The 20,731-nt window shown below is 70.4% G+C and carries 17 protein-coding genes and 4 pseudogenes; 9 read left to right on the top strand and 12 right to left on the bottom strand.

All coding sequences use genetic code 11. The annotated features are described in order from the left end of the window. The first annotated feature begins 4 nt into the window (after positions 1 to 4). The gene (locus ABEA81_RS05910) at positions 5 to 814 is read left to right on the top strand and encodes an FAD binding domain-containing protein (protein WP_345603770.1); all 810 of its coding nucleotides are present in this window, start codon (positions 5 to 7) and stop codon (positions 812 to 814) included. Between the two features lie 10 nt (positions 815 to 824). Beyond that, positions 825 to 1,334 carry a (2Fe-2S)-binding protein gene (locus ABEA81_RS05905; protein ID WP_345603769.1) on the top strand — a complete coding sequence of 170 codons (510 nt, stop codon included), beginning with the start codon at positions 825 to 827 and terminating at the stop codon, positions 1,332 to 1,334. Here ABEA81_RS05905 and ABEA81_RS05900 read toward each other — a convergent pair. After that, complete coding sequence (locus tag ABEA81_RS05900; RefSeq protein ID WP_345603768.1) at positions 1,297 to 1,758, bottom strand: Lrp/AsnC family transcriptional regulator; 462 nt, start codon at positions 1,756 to 1,758, stop codon at positions 1,297 to 1,299. The genes ABEA81_RS05905 and ABEA81_RS05900 overlap by 38 nt on opposite strands. Positions 1,759 to 1,859: 101 nt before the next feature. On the opposite strand from ABEA81_RS05900, the gene ABEA81_RS05895 reads away from it, so the two are divergent. The 3 genes and pseudogenes from ABEA81_RS05895 (at position 1,860) to ABEA81_RS42555 (ending at position 6,006) form a co-directional block, all read left to right on the top strand. Further along, positions 1,860 to 3,284, top strand: coding sequence for a pyridoxal phosphate-dependent decarboxylase family protein (locus ABEA81_RS05895; RefSeq protein WP_345603767.1), 1,425 nt, complete (start codon positions 1,860 to 1,862; stop codon positions 3,282 to 3,284). 1,529 nt (positions 3,285 to 4,813) lie between these two features. Next, positions 4,814 to 5,152 (top strand): hypothetical protein, encoded by a 339-nt coding sequence (locus tag ABEA81_RS05890; protein WP_345604088.1) that lies wholly within the window; start codon positions 4,814 to 4,816, stop codon positions 5,150 to 5,152. Positions 5,153 to 5,221: 69 nt separating this feature from the next. Then, positions 5,222 to 6,006: pseudogene (locus tag ABEA81_RS42555) on the top strand (SAM-dependent methyltransferase). A gap of 471 nt (positions 6,007 to 6,477) precedes the next feature. Here the strand turns inward: ABEA81_RS42555 and aroQ are convergent. The 6 genes and pseudogenes from aroQ to ABEA81_RS05850 all read right to left on the bottom strand — a co-directional run bounded on the left by aroQ (position 6,478) and on the right by ABEA81_RS05850 (position 10,915). Beyond that, positions 6,478 to 7,149: a gamma subclass chorismate mutase AroQ gene (gene aroQ, locus ABEA81_RS05875; RefSeq protein WP_345603765.1), complete on the bottom strand. Its 672-nt coding sequence runs from the start codon at positions 7,147 to 7,149 to the stop codon at positions 6,478 to 6,480. A 44-nt stretch (positions 7,150 to 7,193) separates the two neighbouring features. Beyond that, positions 7,194 to 8,237, bottom strand: coding sequence for an acyl-CoA dehydrogenase family protein (locus ABEA81_RS05870; RefSeq protein WP_345604077.1), 1,044 nt, complete (start codon positions 8,235 to 8,237; stop codon positions 7,194 to 7,196). 216 nt (positions 8,238 to 8,453) lie between these two features. Continuing rightward, positions 8,454 to 8,784: pseudogene (locus ABEA81_RS42550) on the bottom strand (pyridine nucleotide-disulfide oxidoreductase); the annotation flags it as partial. Between the two features lie 141 nt (positions 8,785 to 8,925). Continuing rightward, positions 8,926 to 9,522 carry a hypothetical protein gene (locus ABEA81_RS05860; RefSeq protein WP_345603763.1) on the bottom strand — a complete coding sequence of 199 codons (597 nt, stop codon included), beginning with the start codon at positions 9,520 to 9,522 and terminating at the stop codon, positions 8,926 to 8,928. Positions 9,523 to 9,767: 245 nt separating this feature from the next. Further along, positions 9,768 to 10,136 (bottom strand): VOC family protein, encoded by a 369-nt coding sequence (locus ABEA81_RS05855; protein WP_345603762.1) that lies wholly within the window; start codon positions 10,134 to 10,136, stop codon positions 9,768 to 9,770. Positions 10,137 to 10,141: 5 nt separating this feature from the next. Beyond that, positions 10,142 to 10,915 carry an oxidoreductase gene (locus ABEA81_RS05850; protein WP_345603761.1) on the bottom strand — a complete coding sequence of 258 codons (774 nt, stop codon included), beginning with the start codon at positions 10,913 to 10,915 and terminating at the stop codon, positions 10,142 to 10,144. 78 nt (positions 10,916 to 10,993) lie between these two features. On the opposite strand from ABEA81_RS05850, the gene ABEA81_RS05845 reads away from it, so the two are divergent. Together ABEA81_RS05845 and ABEA81_RS05840 are read left to right on the top strand one after the other, a co-directional pair. Then, positions 10,994 to 11,569, top strand: coding sequence for a TetR/AcrR family transcriptional regulator (locus tag ABEA81_RS05845; RefSeq protein ID WP_345603760.1), 576 nt, complete (start codon positions 10,994 to 10,996; stop codon positions 11,567 to 11,569). A 176-nt stretch (positions 11,570 to 11,745) separates the two neighbouring features. Further along, positions 11,746 to 11,918: pseudogene (locus tag ABEA81_RS05840) on the top strand (lipase); the annotation flags it as partial. Here the strand turns inward: ABEA81_RS05840 and ABEA81_RS05835 are convergent. The 4 genes and pseudogenes from ABEA81_RS05835 to ABEA81_RS05815 form a co-directional block, all read right to left on the bottom strand. Further along, positions 11,912 to 12,124, bottom strand: a pseudogene (locus ABEA81_RS05835) (MmyB family transcriptional regulator); the annotation flags it as partial. The pseudogenes ABEA81_RS05840 and ABEA81_RS05835 overlap by 7 nt on opposite strands. 612 nt (positions 12,125 to 12,736) lie before the next feature. Beyond that, positions 12,737 to 13,372: a TetR/AcrR family transcriptional regulator gene (locus ABEA81_RS05825; protein ID WP_345603759.1), complete on the bottom strand. Its 636-nt coding sequence runs from the start codon at positions 13,370 to 13,372 to the stop codon at positions 12,737 to 12,739. A gap of 765 nt (positions 13,373 to 14,137) precedes the next feature. After that, positions 14,138 to 14,437, bottom strand: coding sequence for a hypothetical protein (locus ABEA81_RS05820; RefSeq protein WP_345603758.1), 300 nt, complete (start codon positions 14,435 to 14,437; stop codon positions 14,138 to 14,140). Positions 14,438 to 14,608: 171 nt separating this feature from the next. Next, a complete protein-coding gene (locus ABEA81_RS05815; protein WP_345603757.1) occupies positions 14,609 to 15,421 on the bottom strand; it encodes an alpha/beta fold hydrolase in 813 nt (270 codons plus the stop codon). A gap of 415 nt (positions 15,422 to 15,836) precedes the next feature. Here ABEA81_RS05815 and ABEA81_RS05810 point away from each other — a divergent pair, with 415 nt between their 5' ends. Together ABEA81_RS05810 and ABEA81_RS05805 are read left to right on the top strand one after the other, a co-directional pair. Continuing rightward, on the top strand, positions 15,837 to 17,009 hold the full coding sequence (locus ABEA81_RS05810; RefSeq protein WP_345603756.1) for an LLM class flavin-dependent oxidoreductase: 1,173 nt from the start codon (positions 15,837 to 15,839) through the stop codon (positions 17,007 to 17,009). Between the two features lie 18 nt (positions 17,010 to 17,027). Next, positions 17,028 to 18,284: an MFS transporter gene (locus ABEA81_RS05805; protein ID WP_345603755.1), complete on the top strand. Its 1,257-nt coding sequence runs from the start codon at positions 17,028 to 17,030 to the stop codon at positions 18,282 to 18,284. A gap of 318 nt (positions 18,285 to 18,602) precedes the next feature. Here the strand turns inward: ABEA81_RS05805 and ABEA81_RS05800 are convergent, their stop codons facing one another. Next, a complete protein-coding gene (locus ABEA81_RS05800) occupies positions 18,603 to 20,540 on the bottom strand; it encodes an acyl-CoA thioesterase/bile acid-CoA:amino acid N-acyltransferase family protein (RefSeq protein ID WP_345603754.1) in 1,938 nt (645 codons plus the stop codon). Positions 20,541 to 20,731: the final 191 nt, after the last annotated feature.

The raw sequence follows: 20,731 nt of genomic DNA, 5'->3' as shown, positions 1-20,731 counted from the left end.
GCGCATGAAGTGCGCCCCGTTCGAGTACGTCCGCGCCGGCAGCGTCGAGGAGGTCGTCAAGGTCCTCGGCGAGGCCGGCGGGGATGGCAAGATCCTCGCCGGTGGGCAGAGCCTGGTGCCGGTGCTGGCCCTGCGGATGGCCCGGCCCAGCGTGCTCGTCGACGTCAACCGCATCCCCGGCCTGAGCGCGATCCGGCCGGTGGACGGCGCGATCGAGGTCGGCGCCCTGGTGCGGCACAGCCGGCTGGTGGAGCAGCAGCACCACCCGCTGCTCGCCGAGGCCGCCACGTGGATCGGGCACACGGCGATCCGCACCCGCGGCACCACCGGCGGCAGCATCGCCCACGCGGACCCCTCCGCCGAGCTTCCCGTCGTCGCCGCGGGCACGGCGGCGCAGATCACCGTCGCCGGGCCCGCGGGCCAGCGGACCGTCCCGGCGGAGGAGCTGTTCGTCAGCGCGCTGATGACCTCGCTCGAGGACGACGAGATGATCGTCCGCGTGCGGTTCCCGCAGCCGACGCGCTGGGGCTTCGCCGAGTTCTCCCGCCGGCATGGCGACTTCGCGCTGGTCACCGCGGTAGTTGCGGAGATCGACGGGGCGGTCCGGGTCACCCTCGGTGGAGTCGGCGCGGTCCCGGTGCGGGCCACGGAGGCCGAGCGGGTCCTCGCCGGCGGCGGCTCGGCCGCCGACGCCGCGCGGGCGGCGTCGGCGGAGATCGAGCCGACGGCCGACCTCCACGGCACGGTCCCCTTCCGCCGCGCGATCGCGGCAGAGATGGTGCGCCGGGCGCTCGCCACCGCCGGGATCGACTAGGAGAGCCACAGTGGACATCACCTTCAGCGTCAACGGCGAGCGTGCCAACGTCGACGTCGAACCCCGCCGCACGCTGGCCGACGCGCTGCGCGAGGACTGCGGCCTCACCGGCACGCACCTGGGCTGCGAGCACGGGGTGTGCGGTGCCTGCACCGTGCTGGTGGACGGGGAGCCGGTCCGCGCCTGCCTGATGTTCGCCGTGCAGGCGGACGGCTCCTCGATCACGACGATCGAGGGACTGCAGGGACCGGACGGCGAGCTGCACCCCCTGCAGGAGGCGTTCGTGGAGCACCACGGGCTGCAGTGCGGCTTCTGCACCCCCGGGATGCTGATGAGCGGCCTGCACCTGCTCGACACCGAACCGGACGCGGACCGCGAGCGGATCCGCGCGGAGATGTCGGGCAACATCTGCCGCTGCACGGGCTACCAGGGCATCGTCGACGCCGTCGAGGCCGCGCAGAAGGCCCTCGACGGCGAGGAACCTAGTGCCCCGCGACGCCGAAGCCGGGGGTCTGCTTGACCACCTTCATGATGAACTGGGACTTGGTCGTCGCGACGCCGGGCAGCGCGGTCAACGTGGCCATGTACAGCTGCTCGTAGGCATCGAGGTCGCTCACCGCGAGATCGAGCAGGTAGTCCGGGTTGCCGAACATCCGACGGCAGCCGACGACCTCGTCGATCTCCTGGACGGCGGCCTCGAAGGCCTCGACCGTGCCCTGGCGCTGGTCGGCCATGTCGACGTGCAGGAGCACCCGCAGCCCCCGGCCCATCGCGGCCGGACTGACCGCGGCATGGTACCCGGTGATCACGCCGCTCTCCTCGAGCGCCCGGACGCGGCGCAGGCAGGGCGACGGCGAGAGCCCGACCCGCTGCGCGAGCTCGGTGTTGGGTATTCGACCGTCCCGGACGAGGTGGTCGATGATTGCGTGATCGAGGCGATCCACGGTCAATCATGCTACGCATAGGCGGCAGAGCTGCGCAGGTTGGCACCATCTGCCGGCACTTCTTGAATAATCTGGCTGCACCGTAGAACTGGGGGCGTCAGATGAGCCTGATCCTGGACGACGGCGAGCGCCGCCTCGCGAACGAGCTGCTCGGCCGCTTCCTGGACGACCACGAGCGGGGGCTCGCCGAGCGTCCGATCCTGCCGGAGGTCGACCGGGGCGCCCTGCAGGCGCTCCTGGACGACGGGTTCCCGGCGGAGGGGGTGGGGGTCGAGGGCTTCTTCCGCGACCTCGACGAGCGGATCCTGCCCAACTCGACCGCGGTCTCGCACCCGCGCTTCCTCGCCTACGTGCTGGGCCCGCCCAACGGGATCGGTGCCTACGCCGAGGCCGTGGCGGCCACGCTGAACCAGAACTGCAACTTCTGGCAGCTCTCGCCCGCGGCGAGCGTGGTCGAGCGGACGGTGTTGACCTGGCTGGCGGGCCTGTTCGGCTTCGACACCGAGCGCTGCGGGGGCATCCTGACCGGCGGCGGCTCGATCGCCACGCTCAACGCCCTGACCGTCGCGCTGCACGATCGCCGCCCGGACTTCCGGGCCGCGGGCCTGCAGGCCGGTGGCGCTCCGCTGATCGTCTACACCTCGGCGGAGGCGCACCGCTGCGTGGACAAGGCGGCGGCGATCCTCGGGCTCGGCCTGGACAACGTCCGGCGCATCCCGACCGACGAGCACCAGCGGATGCGGACGGACCTGTTGGCCGAGGCGATCCGCGCCGACCGGGAGGCCGGCCGGGACCCGTTCTGCGTGGTCGCCACGTCCGGCACGGTCACGACCGGGGCCGTCGACCCGATCGCGGAGATCGCGGACCTGGCCGAGGCGGAGAAGCTGTGGCTGCACGTCGACGGGGCATACGGCGCCCTGTTCGTGCTGGCCGAGCAGACCGCCCACCTCTTCGGCGCGGTCTCGCGGGCGGACTCGGTGGCCCTGGACCCGCACAAGCTGCTGTTCGCGCCGCTCGAGGCCGGCTGCCTGATCGTGCGGGACGCCGAGAAGCTGCGCCGCGCGTACGCCTACTCCTCCTCCTACCTCACGGTCCAGGAGGACCCGCTGATGCGGGACTACATGGACTACGGCCCCCAGCTCTCGCGCAACTTCAAGGCGCTGAAGGTCTGGGCCGCGCTGCGGACCTTCGGCACGGACGCCTTCCGCTCGGCCCTGTCCGGGATGCTCGACCTGGCCGCCCACCTGGCCCGCCGCGTGGACGACGAGCCGTCGCTGCGGCTGATGGCGCCGGCGACGCTCACCGCCGTGTGCGTCGAGGTGCCGGGCCTGTCGCCCGACGGCCATGCGGCGCTGCTGGCGCGGCTCGCCGCCGAGGGCACCGCGCTGCTCGGGCCGGCCGTCGTCGACGGGCGGGACGGCATACGGGCCTGCGTGGCGAACCACCGGACGACGCGAGCGGACATCGACGCCGTCGTCGAGCGGCTGGTGAGCCTCATCGCCGAGCTAACGAGCGTTCGTGTATGAGCGTTCCCTGGTCCCTCCGCCAGCCCCTTGACCAGGAAGGAGCGCCTTCTACCAGGTCGTGCGGGGCCGGCTGCGGCTCTACCTGACCCGGGCCGACGGCACCGAGCGGGTGCTCTCCTACGCGGAGCCCGGGCCGGCATCGGCGAGTCGACCTGCTTCGACGGACTGCCGCGCTACGCCTCGTGCGTCGCGATGGTGGACAGCGAGCTGCTGGCCGTCCGCAAGCGCGCGGTGCTCGACGCGGGCCGGCGCGAGCCGGCGATCCTCGTGGAGATGACCCGGCGGATCTCGCGGAAGGCCCGGCTCTTCGCGATGCACATCGCCGCCGACGGGCTCCCGGCCTGCGGCCGCGTCGCCCTGATCCTCGACCACGGGCGGCCAGGGCTGCCGCCGCGACTCTGCTCGACGCAGCGCTGCCGGCAAGCGGCTGAACCGGGGTATGCCAGGGCGCGGGGCGGGACCCGATCGTCAGGATCGGGATATGCGGTGCACCGGTGCCGTTGTGTCCCGGTCCCGTCGATCACCGGGCGTTGCTCGTCACGACCCCGGCGGTCATGGCGGCCGGACCGGTCCGAGCCCCCCTCCGCCGGTCAGGCCTCCGGGAAGTCGACCGGCACCGTCGCTGCATTTTGCGCTGCCGAATAGGCGTCGGTGACGCGCTCGGTCGGTCCACCGATGGATCGCCGCGCATTTCGCGCACCGGTTCGGGGACCCGTTCGCCGTCTCGCGTCGCCCGACTGTATCGAATCGTTCCGGCCACCCGGAACGATGGTCGGATCGGCATGTACTGGTGGTTCCAGCGAGAACGACGCACCGGCGCCTCGGTGTCGACGGCCTGGCTCATCGTCTGCGAGGAGGACCTCACCCGGCTACGTGCGGGTGCTGTTCAGCGACAGCCGGACCTGTAGCCGCTCGCTCCGGGCCGGGATACTCCGGCGGCCGCCGTGATCGACGGCGAACTGGCGTGGTCAGCCCTGTCGAGCGCAACGGTCTCGCGCAGGTAATCCGCGGCCCGCTCGATCTGCGGCGCGTCCGCGAACGGTGTCGGCGCGCCCGAGGGATGGTGGACCGCGGTGGACCTGTCCTCGACATCCTCACTCGTGTAACGCTCACTACACTGGGACCCGCGCTCATGACACGGCCGCTCCGCTGTCCAGCCCAACCGACGCGCGAGTCTGCTGCCGGACGCCAGGGGTGCCGACGGCAGGTGGGTGGGCCACGACCTGGGCGTTCTCGAGGTCGACGCCGGTTCGGGTCGTCGGTCCGGTGGTCGGCCGGCGATTCGGTCGAGCGCTACCGGTGTCACTCACGCGCAGTCGGTCCGGGTTGATGCCGACTTGCCAGAGGAACGTACTAGTTAGTCTACCACCGTGTCCGGGTTCGGGTCACTTCGAGGTCATCGCGCTTCTCGCTTCCTCCCGGGCCTCGTGCCTCACGGGTAGCCAGATCGCACTCCACTCCAACCCGGCCGCGTGAGGCGGATTTTCGGCCCCGTCCGCTGGTGCTCCCGAACACGAAAGGAATCTGGAATGACGGATGTCGCCCGTTTCACCGACCCCGACCGTCTCGCGGGGCCGATTTGGGAGGTGATCGAGCCCGGGGTCCCGCTGCACATGGTCGTCACCCCGACCATCGAGCCCGGCCAGCGGTCGGCCTACCTCGGCGCACTGCGCGAGGTCCTGCCGCTTGCCCAGGCCGAGCCGAGCTGCCTGTACCTGCACGTCGGGAACGGCTCGACTGGCTGCCCGCCGTGCTCGCATCGCTGGACCTGCCGTTCGTCATCGAACGACCGGGCGAGCTCCGTGGCCTCGTCGTGGCACTCGCCGGCCGGCTCACGCATTTCGCCCGGCGAAGCGCGCCCCGCGTAGACCCAGGACCCGGCCGGTAGCGGGGGACCCCTCTCGGCCAGCCGGTTCGACGACCCGAAAGAGTGTGCAGTGACGTGCGGTGCGTCCCACTCCATCATCGATACCAGCAAGCCCCACCCGGCCCGCGTCTACGACTGGTTGCTGGGCGGCGAGGACAACTACCCCGTCGACCAGGAGGTCGGCGAGGCCCTGCCCGCGGAAACGCGCGGAAACGCGGTCCGGAACCGGGAGTTCATGCAACGCGCCGCAGCCTGGCTGGCGAAGAACGGTGTCGACCAGTTCCTCGACATCGGCTCAGGAATCCCCACCGAGCCCAACATGCACCAGGTCGTGCAGGCGGTCAGCCCCGCCGCTCGGATCGTCTACGCGGACAACGACCCGATCGTCCTGCGTCATGCGGGAGCGCTGCTGACCAGCACTCCGGAGGGCGTGACGGCCTTCCTCCAGGCGGATGTGCGGCGGCCCGCGACGATCCTCGAACGCGCTGGTGACCAACTCGACTTCGAACGTCCCGTCGCCCTGTCCCTGCTCGCCGTCCTGCACTCCTGCCCGATGACGAGAACCCGTACGGCATCGTGCGCACCTTCCTGGAAGCACTTCCCTCGGGCAGCTTCCTGTTCCTCTCGCACGGGACGTCCGACCAGCATCCGGAATGGGAGGGGAAGATCGAGGCCGCGTACGAGAAGGGCGAGATCCCGCTGCGGTTGCGCACCCGCAGTGAGATCGAGCCCTTCTTCGAAGGACTGGAGCTCGTCGCGCCGGGGCTGGTATCCGCTACCGGGTGGTACCAGGAGGAACCGGCACCGGCACCCGAGCGGAGCGGCTTCTACGTCGGTGTCGCAAGGGTCCCCTGAGCGGTCACGGCCGGCGGCGGGCGTCCACGGGGTGCGCGGACGGTCGAGCGAGTCGCCCGGCGACCGCCGGGGCGTGGTCGGGGCGGCGGCCCAGGAGGCGAGGAGGCGCAGGCCGTCGTGGGCGGGCGGGCCGGGCGTGGCGGACAGTGCGATGAGCTGCTGATCCGGGTTCACGGCGTACACCAGTCGCGAGGCCATCGACAGGGCGGCCGAACCGAAGGGAGCTCGTCGTCATCGACGGCGCCACCGACGTGTCCCTCTCCGACACCGACGAGCATGTCACCCAGGCCGTCGCCAAGCTCGGCACCTTCTTCACCGCCCACCTCGCCGCCCGGTGACCAGGTGCCCGGTAGCCCACGAGCCGGTGTTCGTCGTGCGACCTGGGGACCGGAGGGGGCCTTTCCGTCCGGATGTTCAGCGTCGAGGTTCGCTACAGCGGATTGTCGTTCGCCTCTCGGCTCTCCGGTGCCCTCAGCTCGGAGCCTGATCGCAGACGGACTGCAAGGCCCGGTCCAGTGCAGCCCTGTGGATGTCATCCAGCTCCCCGGCATGCGCCTGTGCGGCCGCGGCCAGTGACGACGAGCAGTCCTCCTGTGCCCGAGCCGGTTCGGCGATCTTCAGCGCGGCGACCAGCTCGTTGCTGATGCAGGTGATCTCGGGCCGGACCTGCGCGAGGTCCGGGCGCTCTGCCGGTCGGGAGTCCGGATGCTCGGTCCACTGCCGGAGCAGATCGTTCTGCACCTGGATGCTGGCTGCGATCTGGTCGGCGACCACGCGGGCCACCCACTCGGGATCGACGCCGTCACGATCGGCCTGCGCCCGGGCGTCCGCGACGACGACGGCCTCGCGTTCCGGGTCCGTCACCGGCTGCCCGGTACCGAGCTTGGCGGCGGCCACCCGGTCGGAGACCGTGGCCCGCTGGGCTGCGAGCTGCACGACCTTGGCCAGTCCAGCGGCCGACCTCCCGGGCACCTCGGTTGACGACGTAGCTGGTTGCCCGCAGCCGGAGAGCACAGCCGCAGCGATGACGAGCGTCGTCGTGCCACCGGCGGTCCCGGTTCCGGGAGAGGGCCGCTGCCCGCCGCCACGCTCCCCGGATACGGTTGTCATCTCGTCGTCACGTCCCATCTCGTCCTCGATCACCGTGCATGTCGAACAGGTCGCCCCGGGAAACGACGCCCGGGCGTTCATGCAGGCGTTGTGGTGACCTCGGCATCGGCGAGCACCTTGGCGTGGTTCTCCAGTGCGAGGTACGGGTTGAACTGCACGTGCCGGCTGCCGACGTGCAGGTCACGCCAGAACCGTTGCAGTGCGTTGTCGGCGGCGAAGCTGGAGGCGCCATTGAGGTCCAGCAGCAGGTTCACCCCTTCCTGGCACCGCTGCACGATCGAGTTCAGCCGCATGCGCAGGGTCGTGGTGTCCCGGTCGGCGAGGGTGGGCTCGGCCATGAGCTGGTCGATCTCCGCCGCGAGCACCAGCAGGTCGTGCTGGGCGCTCTCGATCAGGTGGGTGGCTTCGGCGAACCAGTGCCGGGCGCCGGGCGAGGCCGCGAGGCTGTCGTACTGCGTCATCGGCGGCTTGCGCTCGTGGAGCGTGGAACCGGCCACGTCCAGTGCTCCGCGAGCGGCTCCGACCAGCGCGGCGAGCAGCGTGACGCCGCCAGCGAGGGGGCCGGCCGGCCGGCCGGAGAACAGGTCCGGTGCGCCGTTCGGGCCCGTGGGCAGGGGCAGTACGTGGGCCTGGGGCACGAACACGTCGTCGGCTACCAGCGTGTGGCTGCCGGTGCCGCGCATTCCGGCGGTGTCCCAGGTGCGCTCGATGTCCAGGTCCGAGGTCGGCGCGAGCACGACCACCAGCTCGGGGGGCCCGTCACCGTCCCTCACCATGACCGGGGTGATGGCCCACGGCGCGTCCTCGCAGCCCGAGGCGTAGGGCCAACGCCCGGAGACGCGCACACCCCCGGTCACCCGCCGTCCGCGGCCGGGCGGGTTCCCGGCACCGCACAGCCGCGTGTCGGGGTCGGAGTAGAACTCCACGAGCACGTCCTCGGACATGAGCGGGGTGAAGGCCGGCTGCGCCTCGGCGCTCACCGCGACCAGCCAGGCCGAGGACGGGCAACCGCGGCCGAGTTCGGATATCACGCGAACGGTGGTGGGGAGGTCGGCGCCCAGGCCGCCGAACCGGACCGGTGTGGCGAGGGCGAACGCGCCGGCGTCCTGCAGCGCCGCGATGCTCTCGGGGGCAGCCGGCGGTCGCGATCGGCGCGGCGCGCGTTCGCGGCGAGTAGCGGCACCGCCGAGCGGACCGCCGCCATCAAGGTCTCGACGTCGGTGGGGCGGACGTTTGTCGTGGTCATCGAAGCATCTCCTCGCAAGGATCGCGCCCGCTCTCGGGGCGCGTTGGGGCGACGTGCGCGCCGGCCTGCCGCCGGCCGGTCGTGATGGTGTTCAGGCGGCGTGTTCGTAGGTTTCGAGGAGCCGGAGCCAGACCTCGCCGAGGGTGGGGAAGGCGGGCACGGCGGGCCGGAGCCGGTCGAGTGGCACTTCTGCGGTGACGGCGATGGTTGCGGCGTGCAGGAGTTCGGCGACGTCCGGCCCGACGAGGGTGAAGCCGACGATCACCTTCCTGTCTCGTCGACGACCATGCGGCGTGCTCTTGGTATCCGTCGGTGTGCAGGGCGGCTCCGGCGACGGCGGCGAGGTCGTGGTCGTGGTCGTGGTCGACGGTTCGCACGCGTTTGCCGGCTTCCGCGGCAACAGCCGCAGTCAGGCCTACGGAGCCAGGGCAAGTACCAGGCCCGCGCCGCCGGCGACACCATCGTCGCCCGTGCCCGCGGAGCCGAGGTCGACGAGCGACCGGCCGTGGGCCGGCACGCGGTCACCGCCGACGAACGCGCCGTGCCTCAGGGCGGCTTCCGCTTCAGTGAGGACCACCTGCGACGTCGACCACCGAGTCCTGCTCACCGCCGGTCGCGGTGCGGCCGAGACGCAGCGCGGAGACGAGGAAGAAGATCCCGCCGAGCGCCGCGTAGCCGGCGACGTTGCTCAGCGTCGCCCCTTCGCCGGTTGCCTGCAGGAAGAACGACGTGCCAGCGAGGACGGAGATGCCTCCGCTGGCGATCATCGCCCACTGGCCTCCCAGCTTGCGGCGGCCGAGGCCCACGACGAGCTGGACGATCCCCGCGACGACGGCCCACGCGCCCCACACCCGCAGGACGGCCGGGATGCCGGACATGACGGCGACGACCAGGCCGATGGCGGTGAGCGAGCTGATCGCGATGTTCACGTACAGGCCGAGGGCCGATCCGGTCGCCCGGGACGAGCGGGCGTCGACGATCGCGGCGGCCACGTCGAACAGCGGGTAGAGCACGATCAGCGCGGCGCTCAGCGGCCCGATGCTCGACCCGACCACGAGCATCAGCCCGGCCCAGACGATCGCGAACCCGAAGCGGACGAAATACAGCCTGCGAAGAGCGGACGCGATTCCCGTCGTACTCGCGGCGACAGCGGTGGTCATGGTGAGCCTTCCGACTTGACATACGACGTGAACGAACTAGTACGTCTACTACGTTGGACACTGTTCCGCGTTGAGTTCGACCACTGCAAGAAACTGCGATGCATGTCACCGTCGCGGTGGTTCGGTGACCGCAGCCTCCACGGGGCGAGGCACAGCTCGCACGTCGCGCCGTTCGTCTCGTTGGTTCGCGGCCTGGCCCGACGGCACGGCCGCGCTGGGATCGATTCCTGACGGACGCGATGGTCTCAGGCCGACCGGAGGCAGAAGGGGTGTCCGGCGGGGCTGGCGTAGACCCGTCCGCCGTTCTGTGATGCAGGATCGACGTCGTCGAGAGGCCGAAGCCGACGTGCACCTGCCTCGAGCGCCGCCCTGTCCGCGGCCGCGAGGTCGTCCGTCGTCAGATCGATGTGCAACTGCTGCGAGTTGCCCTCCGGCCAGTTCGGGGGGATGTGCCCCGGTGCTCGCTGGATCACGAACACCGGGAATCCGTCGATCTGGATGAAGTGGTGCGTGTCGGTCTTCGCGATCGAGCCGCCGAGCAGCCGGTGCCAGAACGCACTCTCGGACTCCGGTTCGCCAGCGTCGATGACCACAGAGACGAGGTTGATCTTCATGCTCGTCACACCACCGGGAGGATGCCGCCGTCGACCCGGAACTGCGCTCCGGTGAGCCACTTCGCGTGTCCGGACGCGAGGAACGCGATCATCTCTGCCACGTCCTCGGGGTCGCCGGGTCGGCCCATCGGCACGTTCAGGTGGTCCACGATCTGCTGCTGCACCTCGTCCGGGCCGGCACCGTGCTGGTCGGCGATGTGCTGGAGGTGCGCGCGGGCGCCTTCGGTGAGCACGAAGCCCGGCAGGACGCACACCACGCGCACCCCGTGCTCGCCCACCTCGGTGGCCAGCTCGCGGCTGTAGGCGTTGAGTGCCGCCTTCGCCGCCGCGTAGGACGCTTCGGTGCGCTGCGGCAGGCGGCTCGCGATCGAGGAGACGTGCACGACCACGCCGGACCCGCGCTCGACCATTCCCGGGACCAGTGTGCGGTCGAGCCGCACGGCGCTGAGCAGGTTCATGTCCAGGTCCGCACGCCACGACTGGTCGGACCGCTCCAGGGTGGGTGCCGGGGCGCTCGCGGCGCCCGCGTTGTCGACCAGGACATCGACCCCGCCCACGCGGTCGAGGACCCGGCGGCCGAGCTCCGCTGCTCCGTGCTCCGTCGCGAGGTCCGCGGGGATGAAGATGGCCGGCAGGTCCTCCGGGGGCGCGCTGCGCGATGCGGTCAGCACTGTCGCGCCTGCGGCGGCGAATCGACGGGCGGTCGCCGCGCCGAGCCCCCGGCTGCCGCCTGTGACCAGTACCCGGAGGTCGCTGAGCTCCTCGTCCGGAACCGTCATGGACTGCTCCTCCAGTAAGATGAACCCGACTCCGGAAACCCTACACAACCGGAACCAGACTCACCTTATGGAGGTGCGTTGTCCTCGTCACGCCCGCTGCGCGCCGATGCGCGGCGCAACCGCGAGGCGCTCCTGGCCGCGGCCCGGGAGGCGTTCCTCGCGGGCGATGCCGACGCGCACGTGGATGAGATCGCCCGGCGCGCCGGGGTCGCGGTCGGCACGCTCTACCGGCACTTCGAGACGCGCGAAGCCCTCGTCGAGGAGGTGTACCGCGCGGAGGTCGACCAGCTGTGCGCCGCGCCCGCGGAGCTCCTCGCGCGGCACGGCCCCGATGAGGCCCTGCGGCGCTTCCTGCTGCTGCTCGTGGAGCATGCGGCCGTGGGTAGGGGAATGGCGGCCGCGCTGGAGAGCATCATGGCGACGGACTCGCCGATCTTCGAGGACGCCCGCGCGGGAATGGCGCGGGCCCTCGATCAGCTCCTCGACGCGGGCGCGGCAGCCGGAACCATCCGTGGCGACATCGGCGGCCGCACCGTGCTCCGCGCGCTCGGAGGCATCTGCGGGATGCGTACGGAAGGCTGGCAGGACGAAGCCGTGCGCATCACGGCGATCTTCTTCGACGGCCTGCGGTTCGGCGCGCAGAAGGCAGGATGACCCGTCGGCGGTCGGCGTAGCGGGGGCGGCCAGGGCACCATCTCCAGGGCGGGCCCGCTGCTGTCCATGAGCACGACCGTCCTCGACCTGATCGACCACCTCTCGTCCTCCACCTCTCGTCTTCCCCGGACGAGTGACCAGCGGTTGGCGAGGACGCGGTGCCACGGACAGGACACCGGGTGTGGCTGCACCACGGCAGCTCGGTCGGCCATGGCTCGAACGCCGCAAGCTCATCGACGACCTCTGGCCGGCCCTTGCGGCGCCCGTAGTGGGGGTCGAGCTGCTCAACCCGGGGTTCGAGGGCAGCGCCATGGTGGACCCGTTCACCCCCTGCGTGCTGCGTCAGTCCTGTGGTCCGGTCAGGGCGCTCTCCGGTGTGGCCCAGCTGGCCAGAATCGGCAGTACCCGGGCCGTGGACGAGTCGGGCTCGACCGTGTACACGACGAGGTGCTGATCGGGGGCGTGGGGTGCGGTGACGATCTCGATGTCGAACTCGAGGAGTCCGGCCTCGGGATGGGCGATGCGTTTGGGCACCGAAGCGTAGTCACGCACTGTGTGGTCGTCCCATCAGCGCGGCATCGCCGTGCAGGCGGCGGGCGGCGCGTCCGGCGAAGACCTCCGACGAGTCGCCGACGCCGCCCTGCGGAGTTGGCCGCCGGCCTGAGCTGTCGGTGGGCGCCCACCGCGGGAGCCTCGCTTGATCCGGTTCGCGACCTGGTCGGCCTTGACCGGGATGGTTGCTGGGATCTGGCGGGAGCGCAGGTAGGCGCGGTTGGCGCGTGAGTAGTAGGTCTTGTCGGCCAGCACCCGATCCGGGCGGCTACGCGGTCGCCCGGGCCCCGGGCGGTACCCGGATCTGTTCGAGCACCGGGACGAGCTGTGGGCTGTCGCGCGCTGGCCGGCGGTGAACACCAGCTCGGGGCGTGTGCGGCCCTGCTCGTAGGCGAGGCGGATCTTGGTGGTGAGGCCGCCGCGGGACGGCCCGACCCGTGATCGGCCGGTTCTCGGCCGGGTGGCTCGACCTGCAGCTCGGGGTGGTGGCTGGCGGCCCAATCGGGTCGGCTCAACCAGCTGTCGATGCGGGGCCCGGTCGGTGTGAGCGGATCGTCGAACCGGGGCAGTTCGTGCTCGCGTTGGTTCTGGTGCTCGCGCTCTCGCTCGGCCTGCTCACCGCGATGTGTCGCTCGGCAGGGTTGTGTTCGCTACTGCGTTGTCGATCACGGCGCGTCCGGCTTCGACGAGGGTGTCGATGAGGGTGGCCGGGTCGGGTCCGAGGTAGCCGGTGACCATTGCCCCGTCGCGCAGGATGAGCAGTTGGTCGGCGACCGTTTCGGGGTCGTGGATGGCCATCTCCCGGAGCAGGTCCGTCAGGAACGACGTGAACCAGGCGCGGTGGGCGGCAATGGCTTGTCGTGCGGGGTGGGTGGGGTCGGCGTACTCGGCTGCGGCGTTGATGAACGGGCATCCGCGGAATCCGGGGGAGCAGCTCAGGTCGGAGATGCCCCGAGCGATGGCGAGGAGGGTGGCGCAGGCGTCGCCGGCCTCCTCGCGGAACTGTTCCAGCACGTGGCGTTCGAGTGCGGCGCGACCGTCGAGGTAGGCCAGGACCAGATCGTCCTTCGAGGGGAAGTGCCGGTAGAAGGTGACCTTGCTGACGCCTGCCGCGGCGATCAGCTTGTCGGCGCTGACGGCTCGGATGCCTTCGGCGTAGAAGTGTTCGTCGGCGGCGGCGAGGATCCGTTCGCGTACCGGTGACGACTGCGCCGTGCCGGTACCTCGGGTCCGGCCGGCTGTCTGTGCCATCGGTGCTCCACCTCATCTTTGCGCTGGTTCCCAGCATCCAGGCTAGTGTCCCGAGTCGGAAGTTCGGTGCGCTCAGCGTGGAGCTGGGCCGTCGAGATACGTGGTGGACTTTCGACTCGGGACACTAGCTCCCGCGGACACGGGAGTTCGGCCTGGCTCGACCGAGCAGGGCATGACCGGCCTGCTGCCGATCCACCAGCACTGAGGTTCGGCATCACCACGGAGACCTACGACAACGGCTCCTACATCGTGGCTCTGATGCGCGCCGGCGCGGCGGTCCTCGCCCTGTTCCCGCAGTCGGGCGGGACGCCGCCCAGCACCGAGCGAGGGCACGTCGAGCTCTGAACCGGAGAGGGGCGTCCCATGTAATCCATCGGCGGTCAGCCGGGGGCGCCGATTCGCGTCAGCAGCTCGGTCAGGATGAGGACTCGCCCGGCGTCAGGTTCGCGGGGGTGTCCTGGAGCAGCGCACGCAGCGCGGAGGCGCGCACTGTGTCCCCTCCGCGTTCACCCCCGGAGGGGACACCCGAAATCGTGGTCGACTCGGTGTTCGGCACCTTCGGGCCGGAAGCGCCGCCCTACCTGTCTCGGGTGACGTCGACGAGCTCGCCGGCCGGCCCGCGCACACCTTCGCGCACCGGGTCGCCGAGAACAGGAGGGCTCTCGCATAGCGGGCTCACGGCGGCGGCCGGGCCGAACTCGTAGGCCCGACCGCCGCTCCGCGGGGTGCGACTGCGGTATCCGTGCCGATGCCTGGGGTGGACCGTTAGCCGACGGTCGCGTCGACGGTGACGTCGATGTTGCCCCGGTGGCGTTCGAGTAGGGGCAGACTGCGTGAGCTGCCTGCACCAGCTGGTCGGCGGTGGCCTGGTCCAGCCCGCCGAACTCCACGTGCAGCCGCGCTCAGCGTGAACCCGCCCTCGGGTGTCGCGTGCACGTTCACCTCGGCCACGACCGCGGAGTCGGCGAACGTGATCTTCTGCTGGGCGGCGACCGCCTTGGGTGCGAGCCCGTCGTCGGTGACGGCTCGGCCCTCGGCCCTGCCGTCGCCGGTGGATGAGGCCACTGCTGCGTACTTGCGTCCGGCGCAAGGAACGGCGGTCGCGGGTCGAGACGATCGACAGCTCGGTCGCCGGCAGTGGCGCCCGCGAGTGCTTGCCCGAGCTGGATCGAATTGGACAGGTGTGGCGGCGGCTCACCATCCGGTGGGCTGTCGGAGGACGCCGGATGATGCGCGTTACAGCGTGCGGTGCTCGTCGAGGAAACCGGTGACGATCCTCAGCAGGTCGTCGGGGCGTTCGAGGTGCAGGCTATGGCTGGAGCCGGGCCCGGTCACCAGCTCGTACCTGGCATCGGGGATGGCGTCGGCCACGGCTCTCGCCTGCCGCGGCGGGGTGAGCATGTCCTGTTCGCCGGCCACGACGAGGGTCGACGCCTCGATCCCGCTGAGCCGGTCGAGGGTGTCGTGCGCGAGGTCGGCATCCCACTGCTCCACGGTGACCGCCATCTGCTCCTCGTTCTGGGGGAGAGCGGGGAGCAGCGGTGCGAGCTGCTGCTCCAGATCGGGACGGTTCAGCAGCTCGGGCGAGAACGTCAGCCCCGACACGGCCAGCGCCGTTTCCATGTCCCGAACGGCATACGGGAGCCGGAACGCGGAGAGCAGCGCGCGCTGGTAGCCGTCGCTTCGGGCCCATGTCGCGCACAGGACGGCCGAGGCGACCTGATCCGGGTGGGTGAGGGCGAGCTCCTGCACGACGGCCGACCCGAGGGACCAGCCCATGGCGTGCGCCCTCGGCACCTCGAGGGCATCGAGCAACGCGGAGGCGTCCTCCGCCAGGGACGCCACGGAGATCGGGCCGTCGCCGCGTTCGCTGCCACCGAGGCCCCGGTTGTCGAACGCGATGACCCGGTGGCGCTCGGCGAGGCGGGGCACCAGCTCGCCCCACAGCGGGATGGAACCGGAGGTGCCCATCACGAGTAGCAGCGGGTCTCCGTCACCGCTCACCTCGTAGTTCAGCGTGACTCCGGTGCGAACGGTCTGCAGGGGCATGGGGTCCTCCTCCAAGTCGGCTGCAACTGCCTGCTCCGAACTCGGCGCAGGCAAATTCGGCACCCCCGACATCCACCATGTCCGTCACGCAGGCGCCTCTCGGCAATGTATGTAACGCTCACTATAAGGGTAGAGGGGGTCGCCCAGCCGATCACGTGCAACGTGCCGGAGATCGAGATCAGCACGGGCGGGCCCGAGCCGGGAGCCGCGATGCGCTCGCGCTGCTCCGGCGAACGGCGGAGGAGCAACTGCGCCGGCGGCTCCGAGACAAATTGCCCAGGCCATCGCCGACATCAGACGGAGTCTTGACCGGTACACGTTGTCCAAACTGCTGCAGAGGATGGCGTATGGACATTCCATATGCCTGTATGAACACCGACAGGACCTCACAGCTGGGAGCTGCGCCGTGGAGGTAGTGGTCTTCGACCTGGTGCCCTACGCAGAGCACGTCGAGCACCTCAAGCAGGACGATGGGGAGCTTCCGTGGCCGCTGGCCAAGCGGCACTTCGATCCCGCGGTGGCGGTCCGCACCTATGCGGAGCACCTCGACGCCTGGGAGGAACTCGACCGGCTCGGTTACGACGGTGTCGGGTTCAACGAGCACCACACCTCTCCGTACGGGTTGATGAACTCGCCGAACCTGCTCGCGGCATCCGCGGCGCAGCGGACGGCGCGGCTGAAACTGCACATTTACGCCAATCTGCTGCCGCTGCACGACCCGATCCGGCTTGCCGAGGAGCTGGCCATGCTCGACTGCCTGTCGAACGGGCGGATCGTGGCCGGGTTCGGGCGAGGAATCCCGCGCGAGCACGCCGTATTCGGCGTGCCGATGGCCGAGTCGCGGCCCAGGTTCGAAGAGGCTGCCGACATCATCCGCGGGCTGTGGACCGAGGAGGTCTTCTCCTTCGAGGGGAAGTTCTGGTCCTGCCATGACGTCGCCATCTGGCCCCGGCCGGTGCAGCAACCGCACCCGCCGATCTGGGTTCCGGTCACCAGCAGCAAGGAGACCATCGAGTGGGCCGCCCGGAACAACGTGTCGATCACGCCGGGCGTGGAGCATCCCGGCCTGCGCGCGGACGTTCTCCGGCACTACACCGACTGCCTGCGCGAACACGGCCGTGAGCGGACCTCCGAGCACGTGCACCTCTCGATGAGCCCCTACGTGGCCGACAGCAAGCAGCAGGCGATCGACGAGGCGGGTCCGTACCTGCGTTACTTCAACCAGACCCTGTTCAGCCATGGCAACATCACCGAACACGACCTGCAGCGCAAGGCGGGCTACGTGAGCGACTCGTCGCTCGACTACGTCCGGCCGGAGAACCTCCCCGCCGCACAGCGCGCGCGGGCCGACTACCGCAATCTGACCCTTGACGACATCGCCCAGCGGGCGCAGCAATGGCCATGGGGCGCCGCGGACGAGGTCACCCAGCGGATCATCGACCAGGCCGACGCCACCGGCGCGGGCCGGGTGCTGGTCAACCTCAACCGCGGTGCGATGCCCCAGGAGCTGTTTCTGCGTCAAATTCGGCGATTCGCCAAGGAGGTGTTGCCCGCGCTGCAAGCCCATGACGTCCAGGTGCGCCAGTGAACCGAGGATGTGATCACGATGACCACGAGCAATGGCCGCTCGATGTATCCGTGGGCAATACTGGGTCTGCTGACCGCGTTCTGGGGGCTGGTCGGGCTCAACCGGGTCGGCATCGGATTCGTGTTGCCGGCCATCCGAGACGAGTTCGGCCTCGCGTTCTGGCAGGCGGGTCTGCTGGTTTCCGGGACCTCGTTCACCTGGGCGATCACCAGCTGGCTGTCCGGGTGGCTGTCCGACCACTACGGACGGCGGAGGGTCCTGCTGCCCGGCGCCTTCCTCGCCGTGGGGGCGACCGCGGCGATGGGCGGGACGTGGAACTTCTGGTCGCTGTTCGTTGTCCGGGAGTTCATCGGGATCGGTGACGGAGTCGGGTGGCCGAACTCGCAGGCGGTGCTCGCCGCCGAGTTCCCGGCCAATCGACGCGCCTTCGTGCAGTCGGTGTTCACCATGGGCTACCCGCTGTTCGGCAGCGTGATCGGCGCGATCGTCATCACGCAGATGGCCGAGGCCCTCGGGTGGCGGTCGGCGTTCGCCATCATCGGTGGCGTCTTCTTCTTCGTCGTGCTGGCGCTGTACCTCGTCATGCGCGAGCCACCCCGGGCCGCCGTGACCACGCGGGCCCGGTCGAAGCCCGACTGGCGCAAGCTGGTCGGGGTGGTCCGGTACCCCAGCGTGGTCGTCCTGATGATCATCCAGGCCGCCGCGCTCGGCTGGCTGCAGGTCGGCGTCGCCTACAACACGCTGTTCCTGACCGACGAGATCGGCGTCAGCCTCGTCACCGCCGGCACCATCCTGTCCATTTTCGGTGTCGCCGGGGTGGCCGGTACCCTGCTGCTGCCGTACTGCTCGGACTTCACCGGCCGCAAACCGGCGATCTTCTTCGGCGGTGTGCTCAGCGGCGTGTTCATGGTGCTGTTCGTGGTCGGCGACTTCAGCGTGTCGGCTGCGGCCACGTTCCTGGCGCTGAGCTCGTTCTTCAACGGCCTGATCATCCCGCTTGCCGCCGCCACCGTGGTCTCCGAGCTGCTGCCGGAAGACGAGCAGGGTTCAGCGATGGGCTCGATCAACTTCGCCGGCGTGATCGTCGGTACCTTCCTGATGCCGATCCTGGGCGGCATTCTGGCCGACAACTTCGGCCTGCCGGCGGCGATATTGCTCGCGGCCGGCCTCATCACGGTATCCGGGGTCGCAGCGCTGTTCCTCCCGGAGACCGCCCCGCGGGTGCGGGCGCGCCGGGAGGCACGGGTCGCGGCCAGGGACGCATCCGGCACCTGAGCTTGATTCCAGCCGTGGGTCAAGACCGACCGGATCGACGGCTCGTCGCCGCGGCCTTCGACACCCTGGCCACCCCGGGCAGCGTGGTGGCACGTCGCTGTGCGTGAGCCAGCTTCCTGCTCGCTTCAGCGAGCGGGTGGAGCCACACCGCGGATCGCTGGACAACTCGGCATCTCCCGCTCGGCCATCGACCCAGCTGCAAGCTCGAAGTCGACCAGTCCCGCACGACGGCAGGCGTTGCGGAAATCTGCGAAGTCGATGCGCGACATCTCCTTCTGAGTGTCGACGGGTAGACGCTTACCGCTCCCGGTTTCGCGGCTACTGCCTGCGGGTCCCTACCGCGCGCCGAGGGTCGCCGGCGGCCGCCGTCACCGCGGACAGGAACTTCGTGATCCTCGTCGTTGCCCTGCGCTGAGCCACGGCCTGGGCGGTCCTGGTGCCGCCAAGAGCGATGCCGCCCGTCCACTGGGCGTCGGTGGGCAGTACACCGAGCCGGACGAGATGCCCGGCGCCCTGGCAGCTCAGATGCTCGTCGGACGGGCGGAGCCGGCGGCCGAGTACCTCCTGCGCCATCGGTCCGGACGGCCACACAGCATCCTCGGTTCCGGTGACCAGCAGCAGGGGGCCGTCAACCTGCTCGGCCGGGATCCGCGCATCGGCCGCCCCCGTTGCCGGCCCACGCAATCCCGCTTCGTAAGCGGGTCGCAGTCGAATCAGCGTCGGACGGTGCGCTGCGGCGTCGCGGCTCACCCACCACGCGTTACGCACCAGCTGCGACATCAGCGCGCCACTGCGCACCGGCAACCACGGCACGTCCCGACCCGCGACTGTCCACGATGGAGTGTCGGGTATCTCGCCCTCGGATCCGATCGCCTGCCACGTAACGCTACTGGGGCTGATCAACACCAATCCGCGACAACGGGGACCCCTGGGTGCGCAGACAGTGGACAGCAGACCCTCCGCACCGCGCGACACCGCCATGCCGGCCACCCGGTCCGAGTCCACTTCGGAATGATCTGCCAGGAACCGGACGGCCGTGCCGAACCGCTCCAATGGCACCGCGACGACGGGTGCGCCCTTGTCCACCCAGCTCGCAGCGAGCGCCGCGAAGCCGCGGGACGCGAGCAGCATCGCGTGCCCGACCTGCGACTCGAAGCCGCCCTCTGAACCACCGAAGCAGGCAACTGCCGGCCAGCCGCCATCCGGCGCCGTGCCCGGGGGCAACGTCAGCAGCCCCTGCCTGCCGTCGATCTCCACGCTGGAGCAACGCACACCCGCCGCCGTGGGGTGTCGACGGACCGTGCGCCGAACCTCGCCGACCCGCTCCACACGGGCGGTCACGGTCACCAGCCACGGATCGGTCGGCGGAATGAACAGGTCGGGCGTCACGCCGCCGGCGGCGAACCGCATAGCCCACAACGGCGCGTCGCCATCGGCGCGCTCCCAGTCCCCCGACAGCGGGTCGAGTACGGCGATGTCGACGGGGCCCGGCACCGGCGCGGCGAACTTGGCAGCAGACCGCCACAAGCGCCCGTGCAGATCGTTGCCGGTCGCCGTCAGCTCGACCGCGGAACCGGCTGGCGCCCCGTGGATTGTCACGGCGAACGGCTCGTCGTGGCGGGAGTCCTGCGGCACGTCGAGCACAAGGGTGTCGGACGCGATGTCAGGCGGCGCCGACGACTGCGTCGCAACGGCCGGCGTCTCCTCGGTCTCACGGTGCTCGACCGGCGCGGAGCGGCTCTCGAACCAAGGCGGGACAAGGCCCGACGCCGACGCGGCCAGCCCGAGCAGCACGCAGGGGAGCACCCAGTAGCAGAGGACGGACAGCAACCCGGTGTCGTGGATCGTCGCGGCCTCGTCGACAAGGGGCGGGATCATCGTGACAACCGTCATGGCGGCGAAGACCGCGACCCACAACCACGTCATGGTGGTGGTCACGCCGCGAAACCTGTCACTGCGAGCGACCGTGGCGTCAACGACGTCGGCGGTGTACTCCCAGACGAACGGCCGCCCGACGAGCAGCCCGACGAGCCCGACCAGGAAGAGACCGAGGTTGCCCAGCGGCTGGAGCCAGCGCTCGAGGACGGCCTCGGCGAACACGAAGGCGGCAAGCGTCAGGATCGCGAACACCACGAGGCTGCCGAGTTCGAAGACGCGCCAGGGCTGGCGGCGCAGCCTGGACACCACCTGTGTCCCGACCGCAACGGCGAGCACGAGGCACACCACCAGGCGGAACACCACGTTGCCGATCAGCACCCAGTACAGGACCCACGGCAGGAACCCCCGCACGAACCCCAAAGCCCGCCTCCGATGCGCTACCGCTGCTTCGGGGGTACCGGAACTGCGTGATCGTAGCCACAGCCGCGGGCAGGTTCACCTGTTCAGCCGCCTGACTCCGGCGGTATGTTCAGGCGTACGCGAGCTCGGTTGGGCCAGGCAGGGCATCT

The organism is Pseudonocardia adelaidensis (genome assembly GCF_039543345.1).
In the GTDB taxonomy this organism is placed as follows: domain Bacteria; phylum Actinomycetota; class Actinomycetes; order Mycobacteriales; family Pseudonocardiaceae; genus Pseudonocardia; species Pseudonocardia adelaidensis.
This window is presented reverse-complemented; position numbering and strand designations above follow the sequence as displayed.

Excerpts from the sequence above, each read along its gene's own strand:
- ABEA81_RS05910 (WP_345603770.1), top strand. The coding sequence starts at position 5 with ATGAAGTGCGCCCCGTTCGAGTACGTCCGCGCCGGCAGCGTCGAGGAG.
- ABEA81_RS05895 (WP_345603767.1), top strand. The coding sequence starts at position 1,860 with ATGAGCCTGATCCTGGACGACGGCGAGCGCCGCCTCGCGAACGAGCTG.
- ABEA81_RS05890 (WP_345604088.1), top strand. The coding sequence starts at position 4,814 with ATGACGGATGTCGCCCGTTTCACCGACCCCGACCGTCTCGCGGGGCCG.
- ABEA81_RS05860 (WP_345603763.1), bottom strand. The coding sequence starts at position 9,522 with ATGACCACCGCTGTCGCCGCGAGTACGACGGGAATCGCGTCCGCTCTT.
- ABEA81_RS05855 (WP_345603762.1), bottom strand. The coding sequence starts at position 10,136 with ATGAAGATCAACCTCGTCTCTGTGGTCATCGACGCTGGCGAACCGGAG.
- ABEA81_RS05850 (WP_345603761.1), bottom strand. The coding sequence starts at position 10,915 with ATGACGGTTCCGGACGAGGAGCTCAGCGACCTCCGGGTACTGGTCACA.
- ABEA81_RS05825 (WP_345603759.1), bottom strand. The coding sequence starts at position 13,372 with ATGGCACAGACAGCCGGCCGGACCCGAGGTACCGGCACGGCGCAGTCG.
- ABEA81_RS05815 (WP_345603757.1), bottom strand. The coding sequence starts at position 15,421 with ATGCCCCTGCAGACCGTTCGCACCGGAGTCACGCTGAACTACGAGGTG.
- ABEA81_RS05805 (WP_345603755.1), top strand. The coding sequence starts at position 17,028 with ATGACCACGAGCAATGGCCGCTCGATGTATCCGTGGGCAATACTGGGT.